Raw genomic sequence first — 22,223 nt, 5'->3', positions numbered from 1 at the left:
GAATACAGGCGGCGGGCCGATTCGGCTCAATTGTTTTTCGGGACGGATAGTCCCGATTGCAACGCAGGATCGACGTTTTCTATGGAAACCCGCCCGGCTGATGATACTTTTCCGATATGCTCAACAAGCTGGAAATGTTCATCGCGCTCGCCAACGAACGCCACTTCGGCCGCGCCGCCGAGACCCTCGGCATCACGCAGCCCACGCTGTCTGCCGGGATCAAGCAGCTTGAGGCCGAACTGGGGGTGAAGCTGGTGCAGCGCGGCTCGCGGTTCGGCGGGCTGACGCCCGAAGGGGCGCGCGCGCTCGACTGGGCCCGTCAGATCGTGGGCGACGCGCGGCGGCTGCGCGACGAGATGCGGTTTTCGCGGGAGGGCCTTACCGGCCACCTGCGCCTCGCCGTGATCCCCACAGCGCTCACCTGGGCCTCGCGCCTGTCCGCGCGGTTCTCGGCCGCCCATCCCAACGTGACCTTCACGATCCTGTCGCGCACCTCGATCCAGATCCTCGACATGCTGGAAAACCTCGAAGCGGACGTGGGCCTGAGCTATCTCGACAACGAGCCGTTGGGGCGCGTGCAGGTGCAGGAACTCTACCGCGAGGATTACGCGCTGGTCTGCGCGCCGGACGATCCGGCGGCCGGGCTGGACCAGATCGGCTGGACGGATATCGGCGAGCGGATGCTCTGCCTGCTCACCCCGGACATGCAAAACCGCCGGATCATCAACCGCGCTTTCATGGAGGCCGGGCAGACGCCCAACGTGCGCATGGAGTCGAACTCCACCGTCGTGCTGGTGAGCCATGTGGAACAGGGCGGCTGGTCCACGGTCCTGCCGGGCGACATGGCCGCGTCGCTCGCAACGGGCCGGGGGGCAGCGGTGGTTCCCATCCGCTCCGACCGCCCGGGGCCGAGCGTCGGGCTGGTCGCGCCGCATCAGGAGCCGCAGACCCCCGTGCTCCAGGCACTGTTGGACGAGGCGCACGCACTGTCCGTTTGATAGAAATTTCCTATCGGTTAACGGAACCGCGATATTGAAAACCCACAGCTTCCGTGCAATGGCTCCGCCAGTTTTGGAGGACCCATGCAAGCCAGCACGCCAGCATCCGCGCCCGATCTCGCGGCGATTCAGGAAGTGATCGACGCCCACACCCATCTCGAAGGTCCGCTCCTGCCGATTCTCCACGGCATGATGGAGGCGTTCGATCACGTCCCCGAGGACGCGGTGCAGCCCATCGCCGACACGCTCAACATCGGGCGGGCCGAGGTGCATGGCGTCATCAGTTTCTACCATGATTTCCGTACGTTGCCCGCCGGCCGCCACATCGTGAAGATTTGCCGCGCCGAAGCCTGTCAGGCGCTTGGCGCGAACAGGCTGGCGGATGCGGTGCTGGCCAAGCTGGGCACCGGCTGGCACGGTACGACGCCGAACGGCGCGGTCACGATCGAACCTGTCTATTGCCTTGGCCTCTGCGCCAACGGCCCCGCCGCGATGATCGACGACAAGGTCGTGGGCGCGCTGGACGTGGCCAAGCTCGAAAAAGTGATCGCGGAGGCGGGCGCATGAAGATTTACCTGTCTCAAGATGCGGTGGCCCGCGCGCTCGGTGCTGACGATGTCGCCGCAGAGCTCGCCAAACATGACGTCGAGCTGATCCGCGTTGGCTCGCGCGGGATGACGTGGCTCGAGCCGCTGGCCGAAGTCGAGATCAACGGCGTGCGCCATGCGTTCGGTCCGGTAACGGTCGATGACGTACCGGCGCTGATCGACGGCACGCTTGCTGGCCACGGCCCCACCGAAGAAATTCCGTTCTTTGCGAACCAGACCCGTCTGACGTTTCAGCGCTGCGGCGTGATCGATCCGCTCGATCTGAACGCCTACCGCGCGCACGGGGGCCTTGTCGGACTTGAGCGTGCGCTCGGGATGGAGGGCCTTGGCGTTGTCGAGGAAGCCAAGGCGAGCGGTCTGCGCGGACGCGGCGGCGCGGGCTTTCCCACCGGCATCAAGTGGGAGACGGTGGCCAAGGCGAGTGCGGACCAGAAATACATCGTCTGCAACGCCGACGAGGGCGACTCGGGCACTTTCGCCGACCGGATGATCATGGAGGGCGACCCGTTCAGCCTGATCGAAGGGATGGCCATCGCAGGCGTCGGGGTCGGTGCGACCAAGGGCTATGTCTACCTGCGGTCGGAATACCCGGACGCGATCCGCATCATGAACGAGGCGGTCAAGGTGGCCCGCGCACATGGCGTGCTGGGGGCGAGCCTGCTGGCTAAGGGTCCGGCGTTCGACATGGAAATCCGCGTGGGCGCCGGGGCTTATGTCTGTGGCGAGGAAACCTCGCTGTTGAACAGTCTCGAAGGCAAGCGCGGCGTGGTCCGCGCCAAGCCGCCGCTGCCCGCGCTCGAGGGGTTCCTGGGCAAGCCGACGGTGGTGAACAACGTCATCTCGCTCGCCACCATTCCGGTTATCTTCGAGAAGGGTGCCGCGCATTATGCCGATTTCGGGCTGGGCCGGTCGAAGGGGACCATCCCGCTCCAGATCGCGGGAAACGTGAAACACGGCGGGCTCTACGAGATCGCCTTTGGCCTGCCGCTGGGTGAGATCGTGAATGACATCGCGGGCGGCACCCGTTCGGGCCGGCCGGTGAAAGCGGTGCAGGTCGGCGGACCGCTGGGCGCCTATTTCGCGCCGGGCCAGTTTGACACGCCCTTTGGGTATGAGGAATTCGACGGTGCCGGTGGCCTGATCGGTCACGCGGGGCTTACCGTGTTCGACGACACAGCCGACATGCTGGGCATGGCGCGCTTCGCGATGGAATTCTGCGCGGTCGAAAGCTGTGGCAAGTGCACCCCCTGCCGGATCGGCGCGGTGCGCGGCGTCGAGACCATCGACCGGATCGCGGCGGGCGACGAGAGCGCCAAGGAGCTGCTCACCGATCTGTGCGAGACCATGACAGACGGGTCGCTTTGCGCGTTGGGGGGCTTCACCCCCTACCCCGTCATGTCCGCCCTCACGCTGTTCCCGGACGATTTCGCCCGGTCGAAGGAGGCGGCGGAATGAAGGTTTCGAATTTCGTCTGCGCGAAATCCGACCGGGTGGGGGGCGCTGCCCCCAACACCCCCCGGGATATTTCCGAACCGGACAGACGGGGGCGCGGCGCATGAGCGAGAGCGTGAAGGGCCCCGCATCCTATTTCCCGTCGATCGAGGCGAAATACGGACAGCCGATCGACCACTGGCTCGGGCTGGTGGCGGGCAAGGCCGGTATGAAACATATGGAGATCGTGAGCTGGCTCAAAGCCGAGCACGGTCTTGGACATGGGCACGCGAACGCCATCGTGGCGCATGCGCTGTCAACGCAGAAAGGATGAGACCATGAAGGACTTCATCATTCCCTGGAACGACGCCGATATGGGCACGCCCGCCAAGACCGGCGCGCCCGTGACGCTGACCGTGGACGGCGCCGCCGTGACCGTGCCCGAGGGCACCAGCGTCATGCGCGCGGCTTACGAGGCCGGAATCACCGTGCCCAAGCTTTGTGCAACGGATAGCGTCGAGGCCTTCGGTTCTTGCCGCCTCTGCGTGGTCGAGATCGAGGGGCGGCGCGGCACGCCCGCCTCCTGCACGACACCTGTGGTCGAGGGGATGGTGGTGCGCACCCAGTCCGCGAAGGTGCAGAAGATCCGCAAGGGGGTGATGGAGCTTTATATCTCTGACCACCCGCTCGACTGTCTGACCTGTTCGGCGAACGGCGACTGCGAGTTGCAGGACATGGCGGGGGCCGTGGGTCTGCGCGACGTGCGTTACGAGCCAGGCGAGAACCATTTCGACCCGACGGGGACCGGCGCGCTGAGCATGGCGGATGCCAAACGGCGCGAGGGCGACGGCAATTTCCGCTATATCCCCAAGGACGAGTCGAACCCGTATTTCACCTATGATCCGTCAAAGTGCATCGTCTGTTCGCGCTGCGTGCGGGCCTGTGAAGAGGTGCAGGGCACCTTTGCGCTGACCATCGAGGGGCGCGGATTCGAAAGCCGCGTGTCGGCAGGAGGTGCGGTGGACGACTTCCTGACGTCCGATTGCGTGTCTTGCGGGGCCTGCGTGCAGGCCTGCCCGACCGCGACGTTGCAAGAGAAAAGCGTGGCCGAACTGGGAACGCCGACCCGGTCGGTCGTCACCACCTGCGCCTATTGCGGTGTGGGCTGTTCGTTCAAGGCCGAGATGAACGGCGATCAGCTTGTCCGCATGGTGCCTTACAAGAACGGCAAGGCGAACCGGGGCCATTCCTGCGTCAAGGGCCGCTTTGCCTATGGCTATGCCGAGCACAAGGATCGCATCCTGAGCCCGATGATCCGGGAGTCCATCGACGACCCGTGGCAGGAGGTGTCATGGGACGAGGCCATAGGTTTCGCCGCGAAACGTCTGAAATCATTGCAAAAAGATTACGGGCGGCGTTCGGTGGGGGTCATCACCTCTTCACGTTGCACGAATGAGGAAACTTACCTCGTCCAGAAGCTCGCGCGCGGCGTGTTCATGAACAACAACACTGACACCTGTGCGCGCGTGTGCCACTCGCCCACCGGCTATGGTCTGGGTCAGACCTTCGGCACCTCGGCCGGGACGCAGGATTTCGACTCGGTCGAGCAGACCAACGTGGTGATCGTGATCGGGGCGAACCCGACCGATGGGCACCCGGTGTTCGCCTCGCGGCTGAAAAAGCGCCTGCGCGCCGGGGCCGAGTTGATCGTGATCGACCCGCGCCGGATCGACCTTGTCAAATCCGCGCATGTCGAAGCCGCGCATCACTTGCCCCTGCGCCCCGGCACCAACGTGGCCGTGGTGACCGCGCTGAGCCATGTGATCGTGACCGAGGGTCTCATGGATGAGGATTTCATCCGCGAGCGCTGCGACTGGAACGAGTTCCTCGAATACGCGGATTTCGTGAGTCAGGAGCGCCATTCGCCCGAGGCCACCGAGATGCTGACGGGTGTGCCCGCCGAGACGCTGCGCGCCGCCGCCCGCACCTTTGCCCGTGGTGGCAATGGCGCGATCTACTATGGCCTCGGCGTGACCGAGCACAGCCAAGGGTCCACCACCGTCATGGGGATCGCGAACCTCGCCATGCTGACCGGCAACATCGGGCGGCCCGGCGTGGGCGTGAACCCGCTGCGCGGTCAGAACAACGTGCAGGGGTCCTGCGACATGGGGTCGTTCCCGCATGAGCTTCCGGGCTATCGCCATGTGAAGCTGCCCGAGGTGCGCAAGACGTTCGAGGCCGCCTGGGGCGTGACCATCGACCCTGAGCCGGGCCTGCGTATCCCGAACATGCTGGACGCCGCCGTGGATGGCACCTTCAAGGGACTTTACTGTCAGGGTGAGGACATCCTGCAATCGGACCCGGATACGAAACACGTCGCTGCAGGTCTTGCCGCAATGGAATGCGTGATCGTTCACGACCTTTTCCTGAACGAGACGGCGAACTACGCGCATGTGTTCCTGCCGGGGTCGTCCTTCCTTGAAAAGGACGGCACCTTCACCAATGCCGAGCGCCGCATCAACATGGTGCGCCGCGTGATGGCACCCAAGGCGGGCTATGCTGACTGGGAGGTGACGCAGTTGCTCGCACAGGCGATGGGCGCGGATTGGGAGTATGCCCACCCGCGGGAGATCATGGCCGAGATCGCGGCGACCACGCCGACCTTCGCGGGCGTGACCTATGAGCGGATCAACGAACTGGGATCGATCCAGTGGCCGTGCAACGACGACGCGCCCGAGGGCACGCCGCTGATGCATGTCGACGAGTTCAAGCGCGGCAAGGGCCGGTTCATGATCACGGAATACGTGGCGACGGACGAGAAGACCGGGCCGCGGTTCCCGCTGCTGCTGACCACCGGACGTATCCTGAGCCAATACAACGTTGGCGCGCAGACACGGCGAACGGCGAACTCGACATGGCATGAAGAGGACGTGCTGGAGATCCATCCCCACGACGCCGAAGTGCGCGGCGTGAAGGAGGGCGACTTCGTCAAGCTGGCCTCGCGCTCGGGCGAGACGGCGCTGCGCGCGACGCTGACCGACCGGGTGTCGACCGGCGTGGTCTATACGACCTTCCACCACCCGGACACGCAGGCCAACGTCATCACCACGGACTTTTCCGACTGGGCGACGAACTGCCCGGAATACAAGGTGACGGCGGTGCAGGTCAGCCCCTCCAACGGGCCGACCGACTGGCAGGAGCGCTACAACGCGCAGGCCGAGCAGTCGCGGCGGATCCTTCCGGCGGCGGAGTGAGCATGACGGACGCGGCGAAATCCCGGCCCGGGCTGGCCGTCTCGTCCTCCGGGGCGCGGACGGTGACCCGGACCTTGCCGGAGGAGACGCCGGTGGCGATCTCGTTCGACGGGACGACGCTGGCCGTGATGATGGCCTCGCCCGCCGATCTTGAGGACTTCGCCTATGGGTTCGCACTGACCGAGCGGGTGATCGACCGGCCCGAGGACGTCGAGACGTTCGAGATCATCCAGTTCGACGCCGGGATCGAGGCGCGGTTTCTGCTGCGCGATGACCGATCGGAACAATTGCGCGCCCGGCAGCGCGCCCTGATGGGACCGGTGGGCTGCGGATTGTGCGGGATCGACTCGCTTGAGGGTGCGCTGCCGGCGCTGCCTGCTGTGGATGCCGACCCGCGGTTTTCCCGCGATGAGGTCGCGCGGGCGACCGATGAGTTACGCGCGCACCAGCCGTTGCACGACCTGACCCGTGCGGTTCACGCAGCGGGCTTCATGGTGCCCGGCGAAGGGATCGTCATGGCGCGCGAGGATGTGGGGCGGCACAACGCGCTCGACAAGCTGATCGGGGCGCTGGCGCGGGCGGGGATCGACCCGGCCAGTGGCGCGATGGTCATCACCAGCCGCGTGTCGGTCGAGATGGTGCAGAAGACGGCGCAGGCCGGATGCGCGGTGATCGTCGCGGCCTCGGCCCCCACCGCCCATGCCCTGCGCCTTGCCGACGCCGCGCAGATCACGCTCGCCGCTTTCGTGCGTGGCGAAAGTTTCGACCTCTATTCCCACCCGCACCGCATCCAGACGGGAGCTTCCGATGTCGCCTGAGAAAATGGTCACGATGGCCAACCAGATCGCCACCTTCTTCATGACCCAGCCGGGCGAGGATCAAGCGTCGCGGGTTGCCGATCACATCAACGACTTCTGGGAGCCCCGGATGCGCCGCCAGTTGCTCGACTATGTGGCGGCGGGCGGAGAGGGCTTGTCGCCGCTATTGATCGAGGCGACGAAAGAGGTGCGCGAACCGGCGCAGTAAGCGTTGCGCGTTCCCCCGACGTGGGCGAGGGTTGAGCGACCCTGATCGGAGCCGCTCGATGACTGAACCCGTTTTTCATCCCGATTTCGGCAAGACCGACCGCATCCAGCGGCAGGCTGTCTCGCCGCGTAGCCTTGGCCCACTGAGGTTCCTGATGAAGCTGGGCGGATGGCTTAGCGGGCGCGGGGTGGAGAAGGCCGTCAGCGCAACGGGCCAGAAGATCTGGGTGTTTCGCCCCGAGGCTGCAGGGCCGCATCCTGCGATATTGTGGATACACGGGGGCGGGCTGATCTTCGGTCATCCGCTGATCGAGAAGCCCTTTGCCCGCGACGTGGCGCGGGAGCTGGGCGCGGTCGTCGCCTGTCCGTTCTATCGTTTGGCGCCCGAAGACCCCTACCCTGCCGGTCTGGAGGACGTTTATGCTGCGCTCCAATGGCTCGCGGCGCAGCCGGGCGTGGACCCGACGCGCATCGCAGTCGGAGGGGACAGCGCGGGGGGCGGTCTGGCGGCGGCGCTTACGATCCTTGCGCGGGAGCGGGGCGGGCCGGCGATCCGGTTTCAGCTTCTCCATGAGCCCATGCTGGACGAGGCCACGCGCCGCGCCGCCGCGCCGGACCCGGAGACGCTGCGCCTGTGGACGCCGGAGATCAACACATGGGCCTGGGACGGATACCTGCAGGACGTGCGCGGGCCGGTGCCTGAAACCGCCTCGCCGTCGCGGATCGAAGACCCGGCCGGATTGCCCGCCGCCTGGGTCGGGGTCGGCACACGGGATCTGTTTCACGCCGAGGCGCGCGACTATGCCGACAGGCTCTCTGCGGCCGGTGTGCCCGTCACGTTCCACGACGTGCCAGGCGGGTTTCACGGCTTCGCTCAGGTGCGCAAGGACGCGGCGGTCTCTCGCGCGTATGTGGCGCGGATGAAGGCCGCGTTGGCGGATGCGTTCAAACGCTGAAACCCGGTGCTGTCCGGTCACGCAGATCGGCCACCGTCACCTCTGACAGCTCCTGCCGGAACCGGGCGCGGGCAGCGTCGAGCGCGGAACTGAGCGCGGCGTTGGCCGCCTGTTCCAACTGGCAGCCCGGCGCATCCTCCGACCGACCGACGGCGAAGAGGGACGGCTCGCCCAGCGCGTCATAAAGCGCGAGGAGCGTGATCTGGTCGAGCGGCCGGGCCAGCGTCCAGCCGCCACCGTGCCCTTTGACCGAGGCCACGAACCCGGCCTCACGCAGCCCGCCCATCGTGCGGCGCACGACGGCGGCGTTGGTGTTCAGCATCATTCCGATCTGCTCGGACGTGGCCGGGCCGTCCAGATCCTGAAGGTGGAGGAGCGCGTGGAGGACGCGGGAGAGGCGGTTGTCTGTGCGCATGGCCTCAATCTAATCGCGGACCTTACGAAACAAAAGAGGTTACATGATATTGACTCCGGCAATTCATGATACATATGATGTTACATGATATGAAGGAGACGAAGATGCCCGACACGCAAGACCTCAGGACGTTCTGGGAAAACAGATACGCCACCATGACCACGCCGACGAATGGCGACCCCACAGGTGTTCTGAAACGTCATTCCGACGGCCGGTCACCAGGCCGCGCGCTCGACATCGGCTGTGCGCGGGGTGACGATGCCTTGTGGCTGGCAGGCTTGGGATGGCGCGTGACCGGCGTGGACGTCTCGCAGACCGCGTTGGACATCGCACAAGGTCGCGCGGAGGCGGCGGGCCTTGCGGACCGGGTCACGTTCGAACGCCACACCATGCCGGAGAGCTTCCCAACCGGCTCCTTCGACCTCGTCTCCGTTGTCTTCTTTCACAGCCCGATGGCGTTCGACCGCGCCCGCGTGCTGGAACTCGCCGCCCGGGCAACGGCTCCGGGCGGGCTTCTGATCGTCGCAGGTCACAACACGGCACCCAGTTGGCGCCAGCCTGAGAGCCATGACCACCCGGCCTTTCCGACGCCGGAAGAGGACCGGGCCGCCGTCGCGCGGGCGGGGCAGGACTGGCGCGACATCGAGGTGGGCCTGTCCAAGCGCGAGGTGACCGGGCCGGAAGGCCAGCGCGACATCGCGGCCGACAGCCATGTCATTCTCGAACGGATGAAATGACGTATTCATCACGTCGCCTGACAGGGCCGTTATCCCCATGATCCTGCCGTCCTGACCCCTCGTAATGGAATGCATACGGACGACAGACATACATGGAGGTTACCTGTCATGAAGACCCTTGCTACTGCTGCTGCCCTCGCCCTGATGACCGCCGGTACGGCCCAGGCCGAAACCATCGCCGAAATCGCGGCGGGAAATGACGACTTCTCGACCCTCGTGGCCGCCGCCGATGCCGCCGGCCTCGTCGAAACGCTGGGCAGCGAAGGCCCGTTCACCGTCTTCGCCCCGACCAATGCCGCTTTCGCTGCGCTGCCCGAGGGCACCGTGGAAGGGCTGCTCGAGCCCGACATGAAGGACACGCTGTCCTCGATCCTGCTCTATCACGTCGTTGCGGGTGAGATCATGTCCGGCGACATCGCGATGGGCACCACGGCGGTCGAGACCGTCAATGGCGCCACGATCTGTGTCACCGCGTCGGATGGCGGCGTCACGCTGGCCGACGGCGCCGGCGGCGAAGCCACGGTTGTGAGCGCGGACATCGATGCCGACAACGGCGTCATCCATGTGATCGACACGGTCGTCATGCCCGGCGAGATGGGCGCGTCCTGCTGATCACGGCAAAGCGGAAAACTTTTTTCGCAATCATGGGAACCAACATCGCCCCCCACGCGTAATGTAGGTGTCCCATGACTGTCCCAGCCGGGGCCCCCTAACCCCGGCACGGTGCGGATCTCTTCCCGGAGATCCGCACCTTTTTATTTTCAGGGGTTCAACCACAGTCGAATGAGCGCGGCCTCGGGTGTTTCGCGCCCGCCGTTTTCCACGCCGGCCGACCAGAGCGGCTGGCCTGCCGCGTAATGACCGGGGGCAAGGCCCCCTGCCTCGCACTGGCTTACCGCACGGATGCGCGTGCCGGAGGCGATGGCGTCGGCCAGAGCCGCGTGGATCGCCGGGTCGTGCATGATCGTACCGGAGCCGAACACCCGCAGGACCGCCCCGTCGAGGGCGGCGAGCGCGCCGCGCAGGGCTTTGGCAGGCAGTCCCGGCGTGAGGGCCAGCATGGCGAGGCGGCGGTCCGGGTCGAACCGAGTGCGCGCGGGCGGGTCGGCCGGGTCCTGAGCGACGGCGCGGAACGCATCGTCGCCGCGCGTATCGTGCTTGATGAGTCCGCCCGCCTCCATGATCCGCTGCGCGAAGGCGCATTTCACGCCGGTCCAGCCGGGTGCCAGCAGCGTGGCCACCGCGAGGGTGAGATTGGCCCGCGCCCCCTCCCCCGCGCCCAGAGGCGCCATCGCGCCGCAAAGCATCACGCGCACGTCGCGCCCCGCCAGCGCCTGTGCCAAGGCCGCACCGGTGAAGGACATCGTATCGGTGCCGTGGGTGACGAGGATGGACGCCTTCGGGTGCGCGTCGATCAGGTCGAGCATCCGGTTCCAGTCGGCGGGCCCTACGTCCGCGCTGTCCAGTAACGGGTCGAAGACATGGGTTGTTAGCTGCGCGCCGGTCGGCATGAGGGTCGCCACCGCGCGTTCGACGCGGCCTGTCTCGGGCACGAGGCCGTCGGGCGACGGGACCATGCCAATGGTGCCCCCGGTGTGGATCAGGACGATCTCCATGCCCCCGGTATGACCGCCGGTCGGAGGCGCATCAAGCCGCGGGTGCTTGATCCTCTGCCCCAAACCCGCCAAGACTGTCGGCGACCAAGGGGGACTGCATGGCATTGCCGGTCGGCACGCAATTCAAATACTGGGCTCTCGCCGCCGTCGTGTTCTTCGTCGTGCTGTGGTTTCTGGGCGATGTGATCATGCCGTTCCTGATCGGCGGGGCCATCGCCTATTTCCTCGACCCCATTGCAGACAAGCTGGAGACGTGGGGCTTCAAGCGGATCTGGGCGACCGCGACGATCTCGGTCCTCGCGATCATCGTCTTCGTTCTTCTGATCCTGCTCGTCGTGCCATCGCTCATCAATCAGGCCGGACAGCTGGTGAACGTCGCACCGCAGATCGCGCAGAACATCCGTGACTTCCTGATCGAACGATTCCCGGATGTGGTGGATCAGGACAGCGTGCTGCGTCAGTCGCTGGACAGCCTCGGCTCCACCTTGCAGGAACGCGGCGGGCAGCTGATCGACGCGCTTCTGAACTCGGCGATGGGGATCGTGAACGTCGCGCTGCTCGTGGTGATCGTGCCTGTCGTGACCTTTTATCTCCTGTGGGACTGGGACCGGATGGTGGCGGCGATAGACGACCTCTTGCCGCGTGACCATGCGCCGGTCATCCGTCATCTTGCGAGCCAGATCGACCGGACGCTGGCCGGATTCATCCGGGGGCAAGGGACAGTCTGCCTGATCCTCGGCACTTTCTATGCCGTCGCGCTCATGCTGATCGGGCTGCAATTCGGCCTGATCGTGGGGGCGGTCGCGGGGCTTCTGACCTTCATTCCCTATGTCGGCGCGCTGGTCGGCGGGGCGCTGGCCATCGGGCTGGGCCTGTTCCAGTTCTGGGGGGAGTGGTGGCTTCTGGGCGGCGTGGTGGCGATCTTCCTCGTCGGGCAGTTCGTGGAAGGCAACGTTCTTACCCCGAACCTCGTGGGCACGTCCGTCGGCCTGCACCCGGTCTGGCTGATCTTCGCCCTGTCGGCCTTCGGCACCGTGTTCGGGTTCGTAGGTATGCTGGTCGCCGTGCCGGTCGCCGCTGCGCTTGGCGTCGTGACCCGCTATCTCATCCAGCGGTACAAGGAGGGGCGGCTCTACAAGGGGCTGTCCGAGGGCGCGCTGCTCCCGCAGGACCAGAACGACGAGACCTGACATGGCCGAACAACTGACGTTCGATCTTCCCGTGCGCACGTCGCGGGACCGGGGGGATTTCTTCATCGCCGAGTCAAACGCCGTGGCGCTGGCCGCGGTGGAACGGTGGAAGGACTGGCCCGGACGCAAGATGGTGCTGACCGGCCCGGACGGGTCGGGCAAGAGCCACCTTGTGGAGGTCTGGGCGACCCTGTCGGGGGCCGAGATCGTTCCCGCCTCTGCCCTGCCCGACACCGAAACAGCCGCGCTTGCCGGGCGCTCGGTCGCGGTGGAGGATGCGGACCGGGTCGCGGGGGATGATGAGGCCGAGGCGGCGCTGTTCCACCTGCACAACCTCGTGCTGGCCGAGGGTGGCGCAGTCCTCTTCACCTCGCGCGCGGCCCCGTCGCGCTGGGGGCTGGACCTGCCCGACCTTGCCAGCCGGATCGAGGGCACGCCGATGGTCGCCCTTAGCCCACCCGATGACGCGCTGATCTCGGCGGTGCTGGTCAAACTTTTCGACGACCGGCAGATCGCGGTGGCGCCGAACCTGATCGCCTATCTCGCGCCGCGTCTGCCCCGGTCGCTCGCCGCCGCGCAGGATTTCGTGATGCGGCTCGATGCGCTGGCCCTTGCCGAGAAGCGTGACGTGACCCGCGCGCTGGCGGCGCGGCTTCTGGACAGTGAAGGCGGTGAGGGGTCATAACGTCATAGAAAGGTTACGAACGTGCCCGATACCCCGCATATGACCCAGACCCATATCGACGCCGATTTCCTTGAGACGGCGTTTCCAGAACCCGTGACACTCGACCCGACCGATTTCGACGGGCCCAAGCGTTTCTTCAATCGCGAGCTGAGCTGGCTTGGCTTCAACTGGCGCGTGCTGCAAGAGGCGGAAAATCTGCGCGTTCCGCTGCTGGAGCGGCTGCGGTTCCTGTCGATCTCGGCCTCGAACCTCGACGAATTCTACACCGTGCGCGTCGCGGGCCTGCGCGAACTTGCCAACAACGGGCATACCGCGCCGGGCGCCGATGGCCTGTCGCCCGCCGAACAACTGGTCAAGATCAACGCTGATGCGCGCGCGCTGATGTCGCGCCAACAGGAGGTCTTCAACGAGCTGGCCCGCGACATGGCGGCCACGGGCATTTCGATCTGCACGCGCGAGGCGCTGGACGAAACCGACCATACCTTCCTCGAAGGCGTTTTCCTGCGCCGCGTCTTTCCGGTGCTCTCGCCGCTCGCCATCGACCCGGCGCATCCGTTTCCGTTCATCCCGAACACCGGTTTCGCGCTGGCGCTGCAACTGGAGCGCAAGGGCGACAAGCGCAAGCTGCGCGCGCTCCTGCCGATCCCGCACCAGATCGACCGCTTCATCCGGCTTCCGGACCGGGACGGGTCGATGCGCTACCTCCCGCTCGAGGAATTGCTGCTTCTCAACCTCACAAGCCTGTTTCCGGGCTATGTGACCAAGGGACATTGTGCTTTTCGCGTATTGCGGGACAGCGACCTTGAGGTCGAGGATGAAGCCGAAGATCTTGTGCGTGAGTTTGAGACCGCGCTCAAACGCCGCCGCCGGGGCGAGGTGGTGCGCATGAAGGTCTCTGCGGACGCACCGCCCGAATTGCTTACCCTCATCAAGCGCGAGCTTCACGTCACGGATGAAGAGGTGGTCGAGGTCGACGGGCTTATCGGCATCTCGGACCTGTCCGAACTGGTCACCGACGACCGGCCCGACCTGCTCTGGACCTCGTTCACGCCGCGCATCCCGGAGCGGGTACAGGACCACGACGGCGATATGTTCGCGGCGATCCGGCAGAAGGACATGCTGCTCCACCACCCTTACGAGACCTTCGACATGGTGGTGCGGTTCCTCGAACAGGCCGCGCTCGACCCGGACGTGGTGGCGATCAAACAGACGCTCTACCGCACCTCACGCGACAGCCCGATCGTGTCGGCGCTGTGCGAGGCAGCGGAGGCCGGCAAGTCGGTGACCGCGCTGGTCGAGCTCAAGGCCCGGTTCGACGAGGCCGCCAACATCCGGCAGTCGCGACGGCTGGAGCGGGCCGGGGCGCATGTCGTCTATGGCTTCATGAACTACAAGACTCATGCCAAGATCTCGACCGTGGTGCGGCGCGAGGGCGACGACCTCGTCACCTATACCCATTTCGGCACGGGCAACTATCACCCGATCACCGCGCGCATCTACACCGACCTGAGCCTGTTCACCTGCGACGACGCGCTCGGACGCGACGCGACGCGGGTGTTCAACTACCTGTCGGGGTATGCACAGCCCGAAAAACTCGAGAAACTGGCGATTTCGCCGCTCACGCTCAAATCCAAGCTGATCGAGATGATCGACGCCGAGGCCGATTATGCCGAGGCGGGCAAGCCCGCCGAAATCTGGGCCAAGATGAACTCGATCATCGAAGAGGACGTCATCGACGCGCTCTACCGGGCCAGCCAGAAGGGCGTGAAGATCAGCCTCGTGGTGCGGGGCATCTGCGGACTGCGGCCCGGCATCAAGGGACTGTCCGAGAACATCCGCGTGAAATCCATCGTGGGCCGGTTCCTCGAACACAGCCGGATCGTGTGCTTCGGCAACGGCCACGGCCTCCCCTCCAAGAAATGCCGGGTCTTCCTGTCGTCAGCCGACTGGATGGGCCGCAACCTGAACCGGCGGGTCGAGACGCTGGTGGAGACGACGAACCCCACCGTGAAGGCCCAGATCGTGAGCCAGGTGATGGCGGCAAACATGCACGACGTGGCGCAAAGCTGGGTGATGCAGCCGGACGGCAGCTTCCTGCGCCCGGACCTGAGCGCCAACGACACGCCGTTCAACTGCCACCGGTTCTTCATGGAGTATCCGTCGCTTTCGGGCCGGGGAAGTGCGGGGGCGGCCGATGTGCCTGAACTGGCCCACAGCCACGACTGAGGCCAAGGCGGGAACATCCGCGCGCCGAGGCGATTGACCCCGTGAAACGTATCGGCAGCGACCAGATCGGGGTTGCCGCACCGCCTTGCCACGGTCCATAACCGGGCGAGGCCACCGGGAGTGACGCATGGACGGCACCGAGGATCGAAACTGGGAACCCTTCGGACGGCCGCTGTTCAAGGACCCGGCCGCGCGGGATCTGAGCCGGGTCGGCGTGGTGGATATCGGGTCCAACTCAGTCCGCCTCGTCGTTTTCGACGGCGCGGCCCGCTCGCCCGCCTATTTCTACAACGAAAAGATCATGTGCGGCCTTGGCGCCGGCATCAACCAGTCGGGCCGGCTGAACCCCGAGGGCCGGGACCGCGCGCTGAAGGCGCTCAAACGATTCCAGCTTCTGGCGAAGGGGATGAAGCTCGCCCCCCTGACAGCCGTGGCGACCGCCGCCGTCCGCGATGCCGAGGACGGGCCGGAGTTTCGCGAGGACGTGCTGCGCGAAACCGGCCTGCACATGCATGTCATCGACGGGCGTGAAGAGGCGCGTCTGTCGGGTCAGGGTGTGCTTCTGGGCTGGCCGGATGCCGACGGGCTGATGTGCGATATCGGCGGCTCGTCGATGGAGCTCGCCGTCATCAAGGATGGACAGGTCGGAAAGCGCGTCTCGTCGGGTCTGGGCCCGCTCAAGCTTGAAGGCGTGAAGGGCGGCAAGAAGGCGATGCGCAAGCATATCACCGCCGTCCTCGCGGAACTGGCGGAAGAAATGGGGACCGAGCACAAGCGGCTCTACCTCGTCGGCGGGTCCTGGCGGGCCATCGCGCGGCTCGATATGTATCGCCGCGACTACCCGCTGACCGTCCTGCACGAATACCGCATGTCGCCCAAGGCGCTGGCCACGACGCTCAAATGGGTGGGAAAGACGGACCTGGACGAGGTGCGCAGCCACACCGGCACGTCATCGACGCGGATGGCGCTGGTCCCGACCGCTGCCGAGGTGCTCAAACGGCTGATCCGCACGTTCCACCCCAAGGAGATCGCGGTGTCGTCCTACGGGATTCGCGAAGGGCTGCTCTATGAGCAGATGCCCGACCGGCTGCGCCAGCGCGACCCGCTGATCGAAGCCTGCCGGTTTTCCGAGATGAAGGACGCGCGGATGCCGGGGTTCGGCAAGTCGCTCTATGCCTTCATCCGGCCGCTGGTCGCGAATGAGCCGTCGCACCGGCGGCGTCTGGTCAAAGCCGCCTGCCTGCTCCACGACGTGACGTGGCGCGCGCACCCGGATTACCGGCACGAGGTCTGTTTCGACAACGTGACCCGCGCCAACCTCGGCGGGCTGACCCACGAGGAACGGGTGTTCCTCGGCCTGTCGCTGCTGCATCGCTACAAGAACAGCCGGGAGAATAACCGCTTCGACCGGACCTTCGGTATCCTCGACGAAAAACTGATCGCCAAGGCCGAGATGGTCGGCAAGGCCATGCGCTTTGGCGCGATGTTCGCGGTGGACGAGCCGCACAAGAAGGCGGCGCTCGCCTGGCGACCAAAGCGCAAGGAGCTTTTCCTCAAGATCGAGGCGGATGCGGCGGGGCTTTTCGGTGAAGTGGCCGAGGCGCGCTTTCAGAGCCTCGCGCAGGCGCTTGGCGGCGAGGGCTTCGTGAAGATCGCGACCTGACCGGTCAGATGTCCGTGCCTTCCGGGGCCTCTTCGAGCGGCACCTTGCGCCGGATGATGATGTCACCGTTCGGCAGCATCTCGGGCTTTTCGTATTCCGGCAGTTCTTCGAGATCCTTGAGCATGTCGCGCCAAGCCTCGGTCAGCGGCTCGACCTCCTTCGACAGGCCGTCGAGCAGGAGGCGGAACGCCTCGGACATCATCTCGGCCCCCTCGCGAAGCTGGGGGTTGCTCTCGTCCTCCTGAGCGGCGACGGGCGCGGCCAGAAGGAGGGCGGCGATGGTAAGGGGCAGAATCCGTGTCATGCCCTGAATATGGGGCGCAGGCGGCCCCCTGCCAAGATCACAGGTCGATGTCGAGCGTAACCGGGAAGTGATCGGAGGCCGTCAGCAGCGCCTCGCGCAACTCGGGCGTCTCGTAGCAGACCGGGTCGTCGAACGGGTGCCAGATGCGCCAGTCCGGGCGTGGCTCCATCAGGTCGGGCGAGACCATGATGTAGTCGAGAAGTGCCTGAAGATAGCGTTTTTCCGAGTGAATCCAGAACCGTGCGGTGACCGGCATCGCCCCCACCCGGCGCGACACGGCGAGGCGGGCGTGGGGGTCGTAAAGCTCGGTCTGCCCGGTTTCGCCCAACACGATCTCGACCCCGGAGCGCCCGAAGAGCTTTTCATATTCGTCGAGCCCCGGACCGTCGTTGAAATCGCCAAGCACGATCAGGCTGTCGCCCCGGTCGAGGTGGTCGTTCACGCGCTGTCGCAGCCAGATGCACTGGGCCATCTGCTTGCGCCGGTTCTCGATGGCGAGCCGCATGACCTCCTGCGCGTCGGTCGCGCCGTGGGGAGCCTTGGACTTGGCGTGGACGCCGATCAGGTGAACATCGCGCCCGGTTTCGCGCAGGGTCAGGCAGGCTTCCAGCGGCGGCTTGGACCAGCGCACGAGGTCGGGGGAGGCATCCACGTCGAGGTCGAAGCGAAACACGCCGTCAAAGCGCGGCGCATCCCGCGTGCCTTTCTTGCCCGTTTCCTCGCCCCACGGCTCATGCACAGCATCAAAGACGTCGGGGTTGTAAAGCAGCGCAATTTCCTGCTGCGTGTCGTTGCGAAACCCCAAGAGCGCCTTGCGCGCCCGCAGGCCATAGGCGCGGGCGAAATTCTCAAGCGCGCGCACGGTGGAGCGGGTCCGGTTATCGTCCGGGGCCTCGATCACCATCACTGCGTCCGCGTCCAGCGCGGTAAAGACGATGCCCAGCGCGGTAAGCTGATCCGCCCGCGTCACGTCGTAGCGACCGGACCAGCCGCCATCCTCCAACAGCGCGCCTTCGTCGTCGAACAGCCCGTCGAACCATTCCACATTGTACGTCGCGATGCGGACCATCAGGCGCGGCTTTCGCTGATTTCTTCCCAGGCGCGGTTGACGGCGATGAGCTGTTTCTCGGCGAGCTTGACGGCCTCTTCCGGCACACCGCGCGCGATGAGCTGATCGGGGTGGGCCGCGCGCACCTCGGCCCGCCAGGCCTTGCGGATTTCGGGGAGCGGCATGTCGGGCGAAACGCCAAGCACTTCGTAAGGATTGGGCTCGGCGCCCGGCACGAACCGCGCGCGAAGCGACCGGAAGCGATTGCCGTCGATACCGAAGATGTCAGCGACGCGGGACAGAAAGATGTCCTCGTTCGGGTGGTACTGTCCGTCGGCCATCGCGATGTGGAACAGCCCCTCCATCAGGTCGCACAGCGCCGGGTCGGCACGGCCATACATGGAGGCGATCCGCTCGGCATATTGCTCGAACCCCGCCACGTCCTGCCGGGCGAGGTTGAAGATGCGCGCGGCATTGGGTTCCTCGCTCGGCGGGATGGTGAAGACCTCGCGAAAGGCGGACACTTCGTTGCGCGTCACCAGCCCGTCCGCCTTGGCCATCTTGGCCCCGAGGGCGATGACGGCAATGGCGAAACCGGCGGACCGTTCGGGCGGCGTGCGCAGACGCGAGAAGACCTCGGACAGGCTCTCGCCCGAGGTCAGCGCGGACAACGCGTCGGTGATGCGGGTCCAGATCGACATGGGGGGCAGTTAATCAGAGATAACGTAACGACGACAGGGCGAAAGCTCAGGTAAGCGTCACTTCCGCACCCGCAGACCGGATGCGCGCGGTAAGGCTCACGGGCCCCTCTTCGACCGTCACGCGGGCGTCGGAAAACAGCGGCTCCAGAGCGGCGGCGAGCGCGTCCGCCTCGGGATGCGAGAGCGTCAGGGACACGAGCCGCGCGCCGCCGTCCGGGATCGCCGGGGCGGGGTGCGGACTGTCCCACTGGATGAGGCTGGGGAACAGGCCGTCGAAGGGGAGCTTGCCGTCCGCCGGGACCGCCATGCGCCAGGCATAGGGACCGCGCGAGAGCGCCACGCCTTCGCCGGTGCCCGGCGGGGCGAGGTCCAGCGCCCCGGCCAGGTCGTCCACGCGGAGCACCCAATTGGTCAGCGCTGCGGCCCCCGTGCGGCTGTCCAGATCGAAGAAGCGGGGACGGCCCGGCGAGGTGGCGTCCGGGTTGACCGCGATGACCTCGAGATAATCTTCGGGGCCCATCGACATGAGCCGGTTGTGCGTACCCATCGCCACATGATCGCCGCCGCCGTCCATCGGTTGCCCGAGCGTCGTCTCGACAAGCTCCACCCCGCTTGCCAGCGTGGCCGCCGTGACCACGAGGTGATCCAAATTCGCGCTGATCATCCCATTTCTCCCGCGCAGCACTATTGCATGACGTAAGGGGAAACGAAAATGGTATCTGCGGAAAGTAACTTTACGGTAACTTAGGATGCGAGCGCAGCGGCGAGGCGGTTCTGCGTCGAGATCACGCGCGCCAGGTCGATGGTCGTCACCTGCCCGTCGCGCACGACTTGCCGCCCCTCGACGAAGAGATGCTTGACCCGTGTGGGGCCGGCGAGCAGGAGCGCGGCCGGATCCCAGCTCCCCGCGCTTTCGATGCCGGCAAGATCCCAGATCGCGATGTCGGCGCGCTTTCCGACCGCGATCTGCCCGCAATCGTGGCGCCCGAGCACCTCGGCCCCGCCCCGCGTCGCGATGCGCAGCGCCTCGCGGGCCGACATCTTGTCGGCGCCGTGGGCGACCCGCTGAAGGAGCATGGCCTGGCGCGCCTCGGCCACGAGGTTGCCTGCGTCGTTGGAGGCGGAGCCATCGACGCCCAGCCCGACCTTCACCCCTGCGTCCCGCATGGCGCGAACCGGGGCGATGCCGGAGCCGAGCCGGCAGTTGGAGCAGGGGCAGTGAGCGACCCCGGTTTTCGAGCGGGCAAAAAGGTCGATCTCGGCCCCATCCAGTTTCACGCAATGGGCGTGCCACACGTCGTCGCCTGTCCAGCCCAGATCTTCGGCATACTGACCGGGGCGGCAGCCGAACTTTTCCTGGCTGTAGGCGACATCTTCGTCGTTCTCGGCGAGGTGGGTGTGCAGCATGACGCCCTTGTCGCGGGCAAGGAGTGCTGCGTCGCGCATCAACTCGCGGCTCACCGAGAAGGGCGAGCAGGGGGCGACCCCGACCCGGACCATCGCGCCCTCGGTCGCGTCGTGATGCGCGTCGATCACGAGGATACAGTCGGCAAGGATATCGGCCTCACGCTCCACAAGGCTGTCGGGTGGCAAGCCACCGGCGCTTTCGCCGATGGACATGGCGCCACGTGTCGGGTGAAAGCGCATCCCGATCTCCTGCGCCGCTTCGATCGTGTCGTCGAGGCGGGAGCCATTGGGAAACAGGTAGAGGTGGTCGGAGGTCAGCGTGCAGCCGGACAGCGCGAGTTCCGCGAGCCCGGTTAGGGCCGAGACGCGCATCTCTTCAGGCCCGAAGCGCGCCCAGATCGGGTAGAGCGCCTTGAGCCAGCCGAAGAGCAGCGCGTCCTGTCCGCCCGGCACGGCGCGGGTGAGCGACTGGTAGAGGTGGTGGTGGGTGTTCACGAGACCCGGGGTGACAAGGCATCCGGTCGCCTCCACGATCTCACCCGCGGGGATGAGGGACGGGCCGACCTCGGCGATCATTCCGTCGGCGATACGAATGTCGCAATCGGACATTTCTGTCCCGCCATCATCCATCGTCAGGACGGTGCGGACGTTGCGAATGGTGATGTCGGTCATCCCATGACCCCGGATAGGATGTCGAGCGCAGCAGCGTGGAGTGCCGGTGTCGCGGCGGCCACTGCCCGCCCGCCGTCATGTACCGGAGCGCCGGTCCAGTCGGTGACGATGCCGCCCGCTGCTTCGATCACGGCGATGGGCGCTTGAATGTCGTAGGCATTGAGCCCCGCCTCGACCACGAGGTCCACCTGTCCGGCGGCGAGCAGCGCGTAGGCGTAGCAATCCATTCCGTAGCGGGTGAGCTTGCAGCGGGCGGCAAGGTCGTGGAACGCCGCGCCTTCGGCCTTGGTCCCGACCTCGGGAAAGGTGGTGAAGATCGTCGCCGCAGAAAGGTTTTCGGTCCGGCGCGTGGCGAGCGACCGTGTGCCGTGCGGACCGGTCATCGTGGCGCGTCCGAACCCGCCCGCGAAACGCTCGCCGATATAGGGCTGGTCGATCACGCCGTAGCGCGGGCCATCCGCGTCGCCAACCGCGATCAGCACACCCCATGTGGGTGTGCCCGAGATGAAGGCGCGGGTGCCGTCGATCGGGTCCAGCACCCAGATCAGGCCGCTGGTCCCCGCCTGGCGCCCGTATTCTTCGCCAAGGATCGCGTCATCCGGCCGCCGCTCGGCCAGGACAGCGCGCATGGCGCGTTCGGCGGCGCGGTCGGCTTCGGTCACCGGATCGAAACCTTCAGTCAGTTTGTTGTCGGAGGCGAGTCCCGCAGAGCGGAACCACGGCAGGATCGCGGCCCGGGCAGCGTCGGCCATGGCGTCCGCCGTGGCGATGAGGTCTGTATGAAGGTCTTCAGAGATCACGGGGCTTTCACCGAAGGAGGAACCCCTTCGGCGGTAGTCACATGTCCTGCATCCGTCAAGCGGTCAGGCTGCGTCGGAGAGAACCCGTGCGAGTTCGAACAGCCGGCGACGCTGGTTTTCCGGGATGGCATAGTAGCTGCGCACCAGTTCCAACGCCTCCTTGTCGGCGAGAATGTCGTCGGGCAGCGCGTGTTCCACGCCGTCGTCGACCCCGCCTTCGAGCCCTTCGAAGAAAAAGCTCACTGGCACGGACAGAGCGTCGGAAATGTCCCACAGACGAGAAGCCGACACCCGGTTCATCCCGGTTTCGTACTTCTGGATCTGCTGAAACTTGATCCCGACCTTCTCGGCCAGTTGTTGTTGCGTCATACCCACCATCCAGCGACGGTGACGTACCCGCTTTCCTACATGCACATCCACCGGATGTTTCATCGAAATCGTCTCCCAAACACGCGCGCACTATCAATAGTGAGCGACAGTTTCCGTT

The 22,223-nt window shown here is 66.0% G+C and carries 23 protein-coding genes; 14 read left to right on the top strand and 9 right to left on the bottom strand.

Going from position 1 to position 22,223, the window contains the following annotated elements:
* The first annotated feature begins 116 nt into the window (after window positions 1-116).
* The 8 genes from B2585_RS15685 to B2585_RS15650 all read left to right on the top strand — a co-directional run bounded on the left by B2585_RS15685 (window position 117) and on the right by B2585_RS15650 (window position 8,272).
* A complete protein-coding gene (locus B2585_RS15685) occupies window positions 117-998 on the top strand; it encodes a LysR family transcriptional regulator (RefSeq protein ID WP_292024881.1) in 882 nt (293 codons plus the stop codon).
* Window positions 999-1,082: 84 nt separating this feature from the next.
* On the top strand, window positions 1,083-1,565 hold the full coding sequence (locus B2585_RS15680) for a formate dehydrogenase subunit gamma (protein ID WP_292024880.1): 483 nt from the start codon (window positions 1,083-1,085) through the stop codon (window positions 1,563-1,565).
* Entirely contained in the window at window positions 1,562-3,061 is a 1,500-nt protein-coding gene (locus tag B2585_RS15675; RefSeq protein ID WP_292024879.1) for an NADH-ubiquinone oxidoreductase-F iron-sulfur binding region domain-containing protein, read from the top strand. Before B2585_RS15680 ends, B2585_RS15675 begins: the two co-directional genes overlap by 4 nt.
* A gap of 100 nt (window positions 3,062-3,161) precedes the next feature.
* Window positions 3,162-3,371 (top strand): DUF4287 domain-containing protein, encoded by a 210-nt coding sequence (locus tag B2585_RS15670; RefSeq protein WP_292024877.1) that lies wholly within the window; start codon window positions 3,162-3,164, stop codon window positions 3,369-3,371.
* A gap of 4 nt (window positions 3,372-3,375) precedes the next feature.
* On the top strand, window positions 3,376-6,291 hold the full coding sequence (gene fdhF, locus B2585_RS15665; protein WP_292024876.1) for a formate dehydrogenase subunit alpha: 2,916 nt from the start codon (window positions 3,376-3,378) through the stop codon (window positions 6,289-6,291).
* Between the two features lie 2 nt (window positions 6,292-6,293).
* Window positions 6,294-7,109 (top strand): formate dehydrogenase accessory sulfurtransferase FdhD, encoded by an 816-nt coding sequence (gene fdhD, locus B2585_RS15660; protein WP_292024875.1) that lies wholly within the window; start codon window positions 6,294-6,296, stop codon window positions 7,107-7,109.
* Window positions 7,099-7,317 carry a formate dehydrogenase subunit delta gene (locus B2585_RS15655; protein ID WP_292024874.1) on the top strand — a complete coding sequence of 73 codons (219 nt, stop codon included), beginning with the start codon at window positions 7,099-7,101 and terminating at the stop codon, window positions 7,315-7,317. Before fdhD ends, B2585_RS15655 begins: the two co-directional genes overlap by 11 nt.
* A 58-nt stretch (window positions 7,318-7,375) precedes the next feature.
* The gene (locus B2585_RS15650; protein ID WP_292024873.1) at window positions 7,376-8,272 is read left to right on the top strand and encodes an alpha/beta hydrolase; all 897 of its coding nucleotides are present in this window, start codon (window positions 7,376-7,378) and stop codon (window positions 8,270-8,272) included.
* On the opposite strand, the gene B2585_RS15645 is transcribed toward B2585_RS15650, so the two are convergent.
* Window positions 8,262-8,687, bottom strand: coding sequence for an RrF2 family transcriptional regulator (locus B2585_RS15645; RefSeq protein ID WP_292024872.1), 426 nt, complete (start codon window positions 8,685-8,687; stop codon window positions 8,262-8,264). The two genes, B2585_RS15650 and B2585_RS15645, sit on opposite strands and share 11 nt — an antisense overlap.
* A 104-nt stretch (window positions 8,688-8,791) precedes the next feature.
* On the opposite strand from B2585_RS15645, the gene B2585_RS15640 reads away from it, so the two are divergent.
* Together B2585_RS15640 and B2585_RS15635 are read left to right on the top strand one after the other, a co-directional pair.
* Window positions 8,792-9,424 carry an SAM-dependent methyltransferase gene (locus B2585_RS15640; protein ID WP_292024871.1) on the top strand — a complete coding sequence of 211 codons (633 nt, stop codon included), beginning with the start codon at window positions 8,792-8,794 and terminating at the stop codon, window positions 9,422-9,424.
* Between the two features lie 108 nt (window positions 9,425-9,532).
* Window positions 9,533-10,036 (top strand): fasciclin domain-containing protein, encoded by a 504-nt coding sequence (locus tag B2585_RS15635; RefSeq protein WP_292024870.1) that lies wholly within the window; start codon window positions 9,533-9,535, stop codon window positions 10,034-10,036.
* 149 nt (window positions 10,037-10,185) lie between these two features.
* Here the strand turns inward: B2585_RS15635 and B2585_RS15630 are convergent, their stop codons facing one another.
* Window positions 10,186-11,040, bottom strand: a complete 855-nt coding sequence (locus tag B2585_RS15630; RefSeq protein WP_292024869.1) for an asparaginase domain-containing protein — start codon at window positions 11,038-11,040, stop codon at window positions 10,186-10,188.
* A gap of 98 nt (window positions 11,041-11,138) precedes the next feature.
* Here B2585_RS15630 and B2585_RS15625 point away from each other — a divergent pair, with 98 nt between their 5' ends.
* The 4 genes from B2585_RS15625 to B2585_RS15610 all read left to right on the top strand — a co-directional run bounded on the left by B2585_RS15625 (window position 11,139) and on the right by B2585_RS15610 (window position 16,804).
* Window positions 11,139-12,230, top strand: coding sequence for an AI-2E family transporter (locus B2585_RS15625; RefSeq protein WP_292024868.1), 1,092 nt, complete (start codon window positions 11,139-11,141; stop codon window positions 12,228-12,230).
* Window position 12,231: 1 nt separating this feature from the next.
* Entirely contained in the window at window positions 12,232-12,915 is a 684-nt protein-coding gene (locus tag B2585_RS15620; protein ID WP_292024867.1) for a DnaA ATPase domain-containing protein, read from the top strand.
* A 39-nt stretch (window positions 12,916-12,954) separates the two neighbouring features.
* Window positions 12,955-15,141 carry an RNA degradosome polyphosphate kinase gene (locus B2585_RS15615; protein WP_292024866.1) on the top strand — a complete coding sequence of 729 codons (2,187 nt, stop codon included), beginning with the start codon at window positions 12,955-12,957 and terminating at the stop codon, window positions 15,139-15,141.
* A 127-nt stretch (window positions 15,142-15,268) separates the two neighbouring features.
* Window positions 15,269-16,804: a Ppx/GppA family phosphatase gene (locus tag B2585_RS15610; protein ID WP_292024865.1), complete on the top strand. Its 1,536-nt coding sequence runs from the start codon at window positions 15,269-15,271 to the stop codon at window positions 16,802-16,804.
* A 4-nt stretch (window positions 16,805-16,808) separates the two neighbouring features.
* Here the strand turns inward: B2585_RS15610 and B2585_RS15605 are convergent, their stop codons facing one another.
* From B2585_RS15605 to B2585_RS15575, 7 genes are all read right to left on the bottom strand, one after another.
* On the bottom strand, window positions 16,809-17,108 hold the full coding sequence (locus B2585_RS15605) for an AAA+ family ATPase (protein WP_292024864.1): 300 nt from the start codon (window positions 17,106-17,108) through the stop codon (window positions 16,809-16,811).
* 37 nt (window positions 17,109-17,145) lie between these two features.
* Window positions 17,146-18,177: an endonuclease/exonuclease/phosphatase family protein gene (locus B2585_RS15600; RefSeq protein WP_292024863.1), complete on the bottom strand. Its 1,032-nt coding sequence runs from the start codon at window positions 18,175-18,177 to the stop codon at window positions 17,146-17,148.
* A complete protein-coding gene (locus B2585_RS15595) occupies window positions 18,177-18,857 on the bottom strand; it encodes a molecular chaperone DjiA (RefSeq protein WP_292024862.1) in 681 nt (226 codons plus the stop codon). Before B2585_RS15595 ends, B2585_RS15600 begins: the two co-directional genes overlap by 1 nt.
* A gap of 46 nt (window positions 18,858-18,903) precedes the next feature.
* Entirely contained in the window at window positions 18,904-19,521 is a 618-nt protein-coding gene (locus tag B2585_RS15590; RefSeq protein WP_292024861.1) for a VOC family protein, read from the bottom strand.
* Between the two features lie 80 nt (window positions 19,522-19,601).
* Window positions 19,602-20,936 (bottom strand): 8-oxoguanine deaminase, encoded by a 1,335-nt coding sequence (locus B2585_RS15585; RefSeq protein WP_292024860.1) that lies wholly within the window; start codon window positions 20,934-20,936, stop codon window positions 19,602-19,604.
* Entirely contained in the window at window positions 20,933-21,733 is an 801-nt protein-coding gene (hisN, locus tag B2585_RS15580; RefSeq protein WP_292024999.1) for a histidinol-phosphatase, read from the bottom strand. Before hisN ends, B2585_RS15585 begins: the two co-directional genes overlap by 4 nt.
* A 66-nt stretch (window positions 21,734-21,799) precedes the next feature.
* Complete coding sequence (locus tag B2585_RS15575; RefSeq protein WP_292024859.1) at window positions 21,800-22,168, bottom strand: helix-turn-helix domain-containing protein; 369 nt, start codon at window positions 22,166-22,168, stop codon at window positions 21,800-21,802.
* Window positions 22,169-22,223 lie beyond the last annotated feature (55 nt).

Origin of the sequence: Maritimibacter sp. UBA3975, assembly GCF_002384975.1 — a bacterium.
GTDB lineage: Bacteria > Pseudomonadota > Alphaproteobacteria > Rhodobacterales > Rhodobacteraceae > Maritimibacter.
The sequence above is the reverse complement of the archived record's forward strand: the minus strand, read 5'-3'. Positions and strand labels throughout refer to the sequence as shown.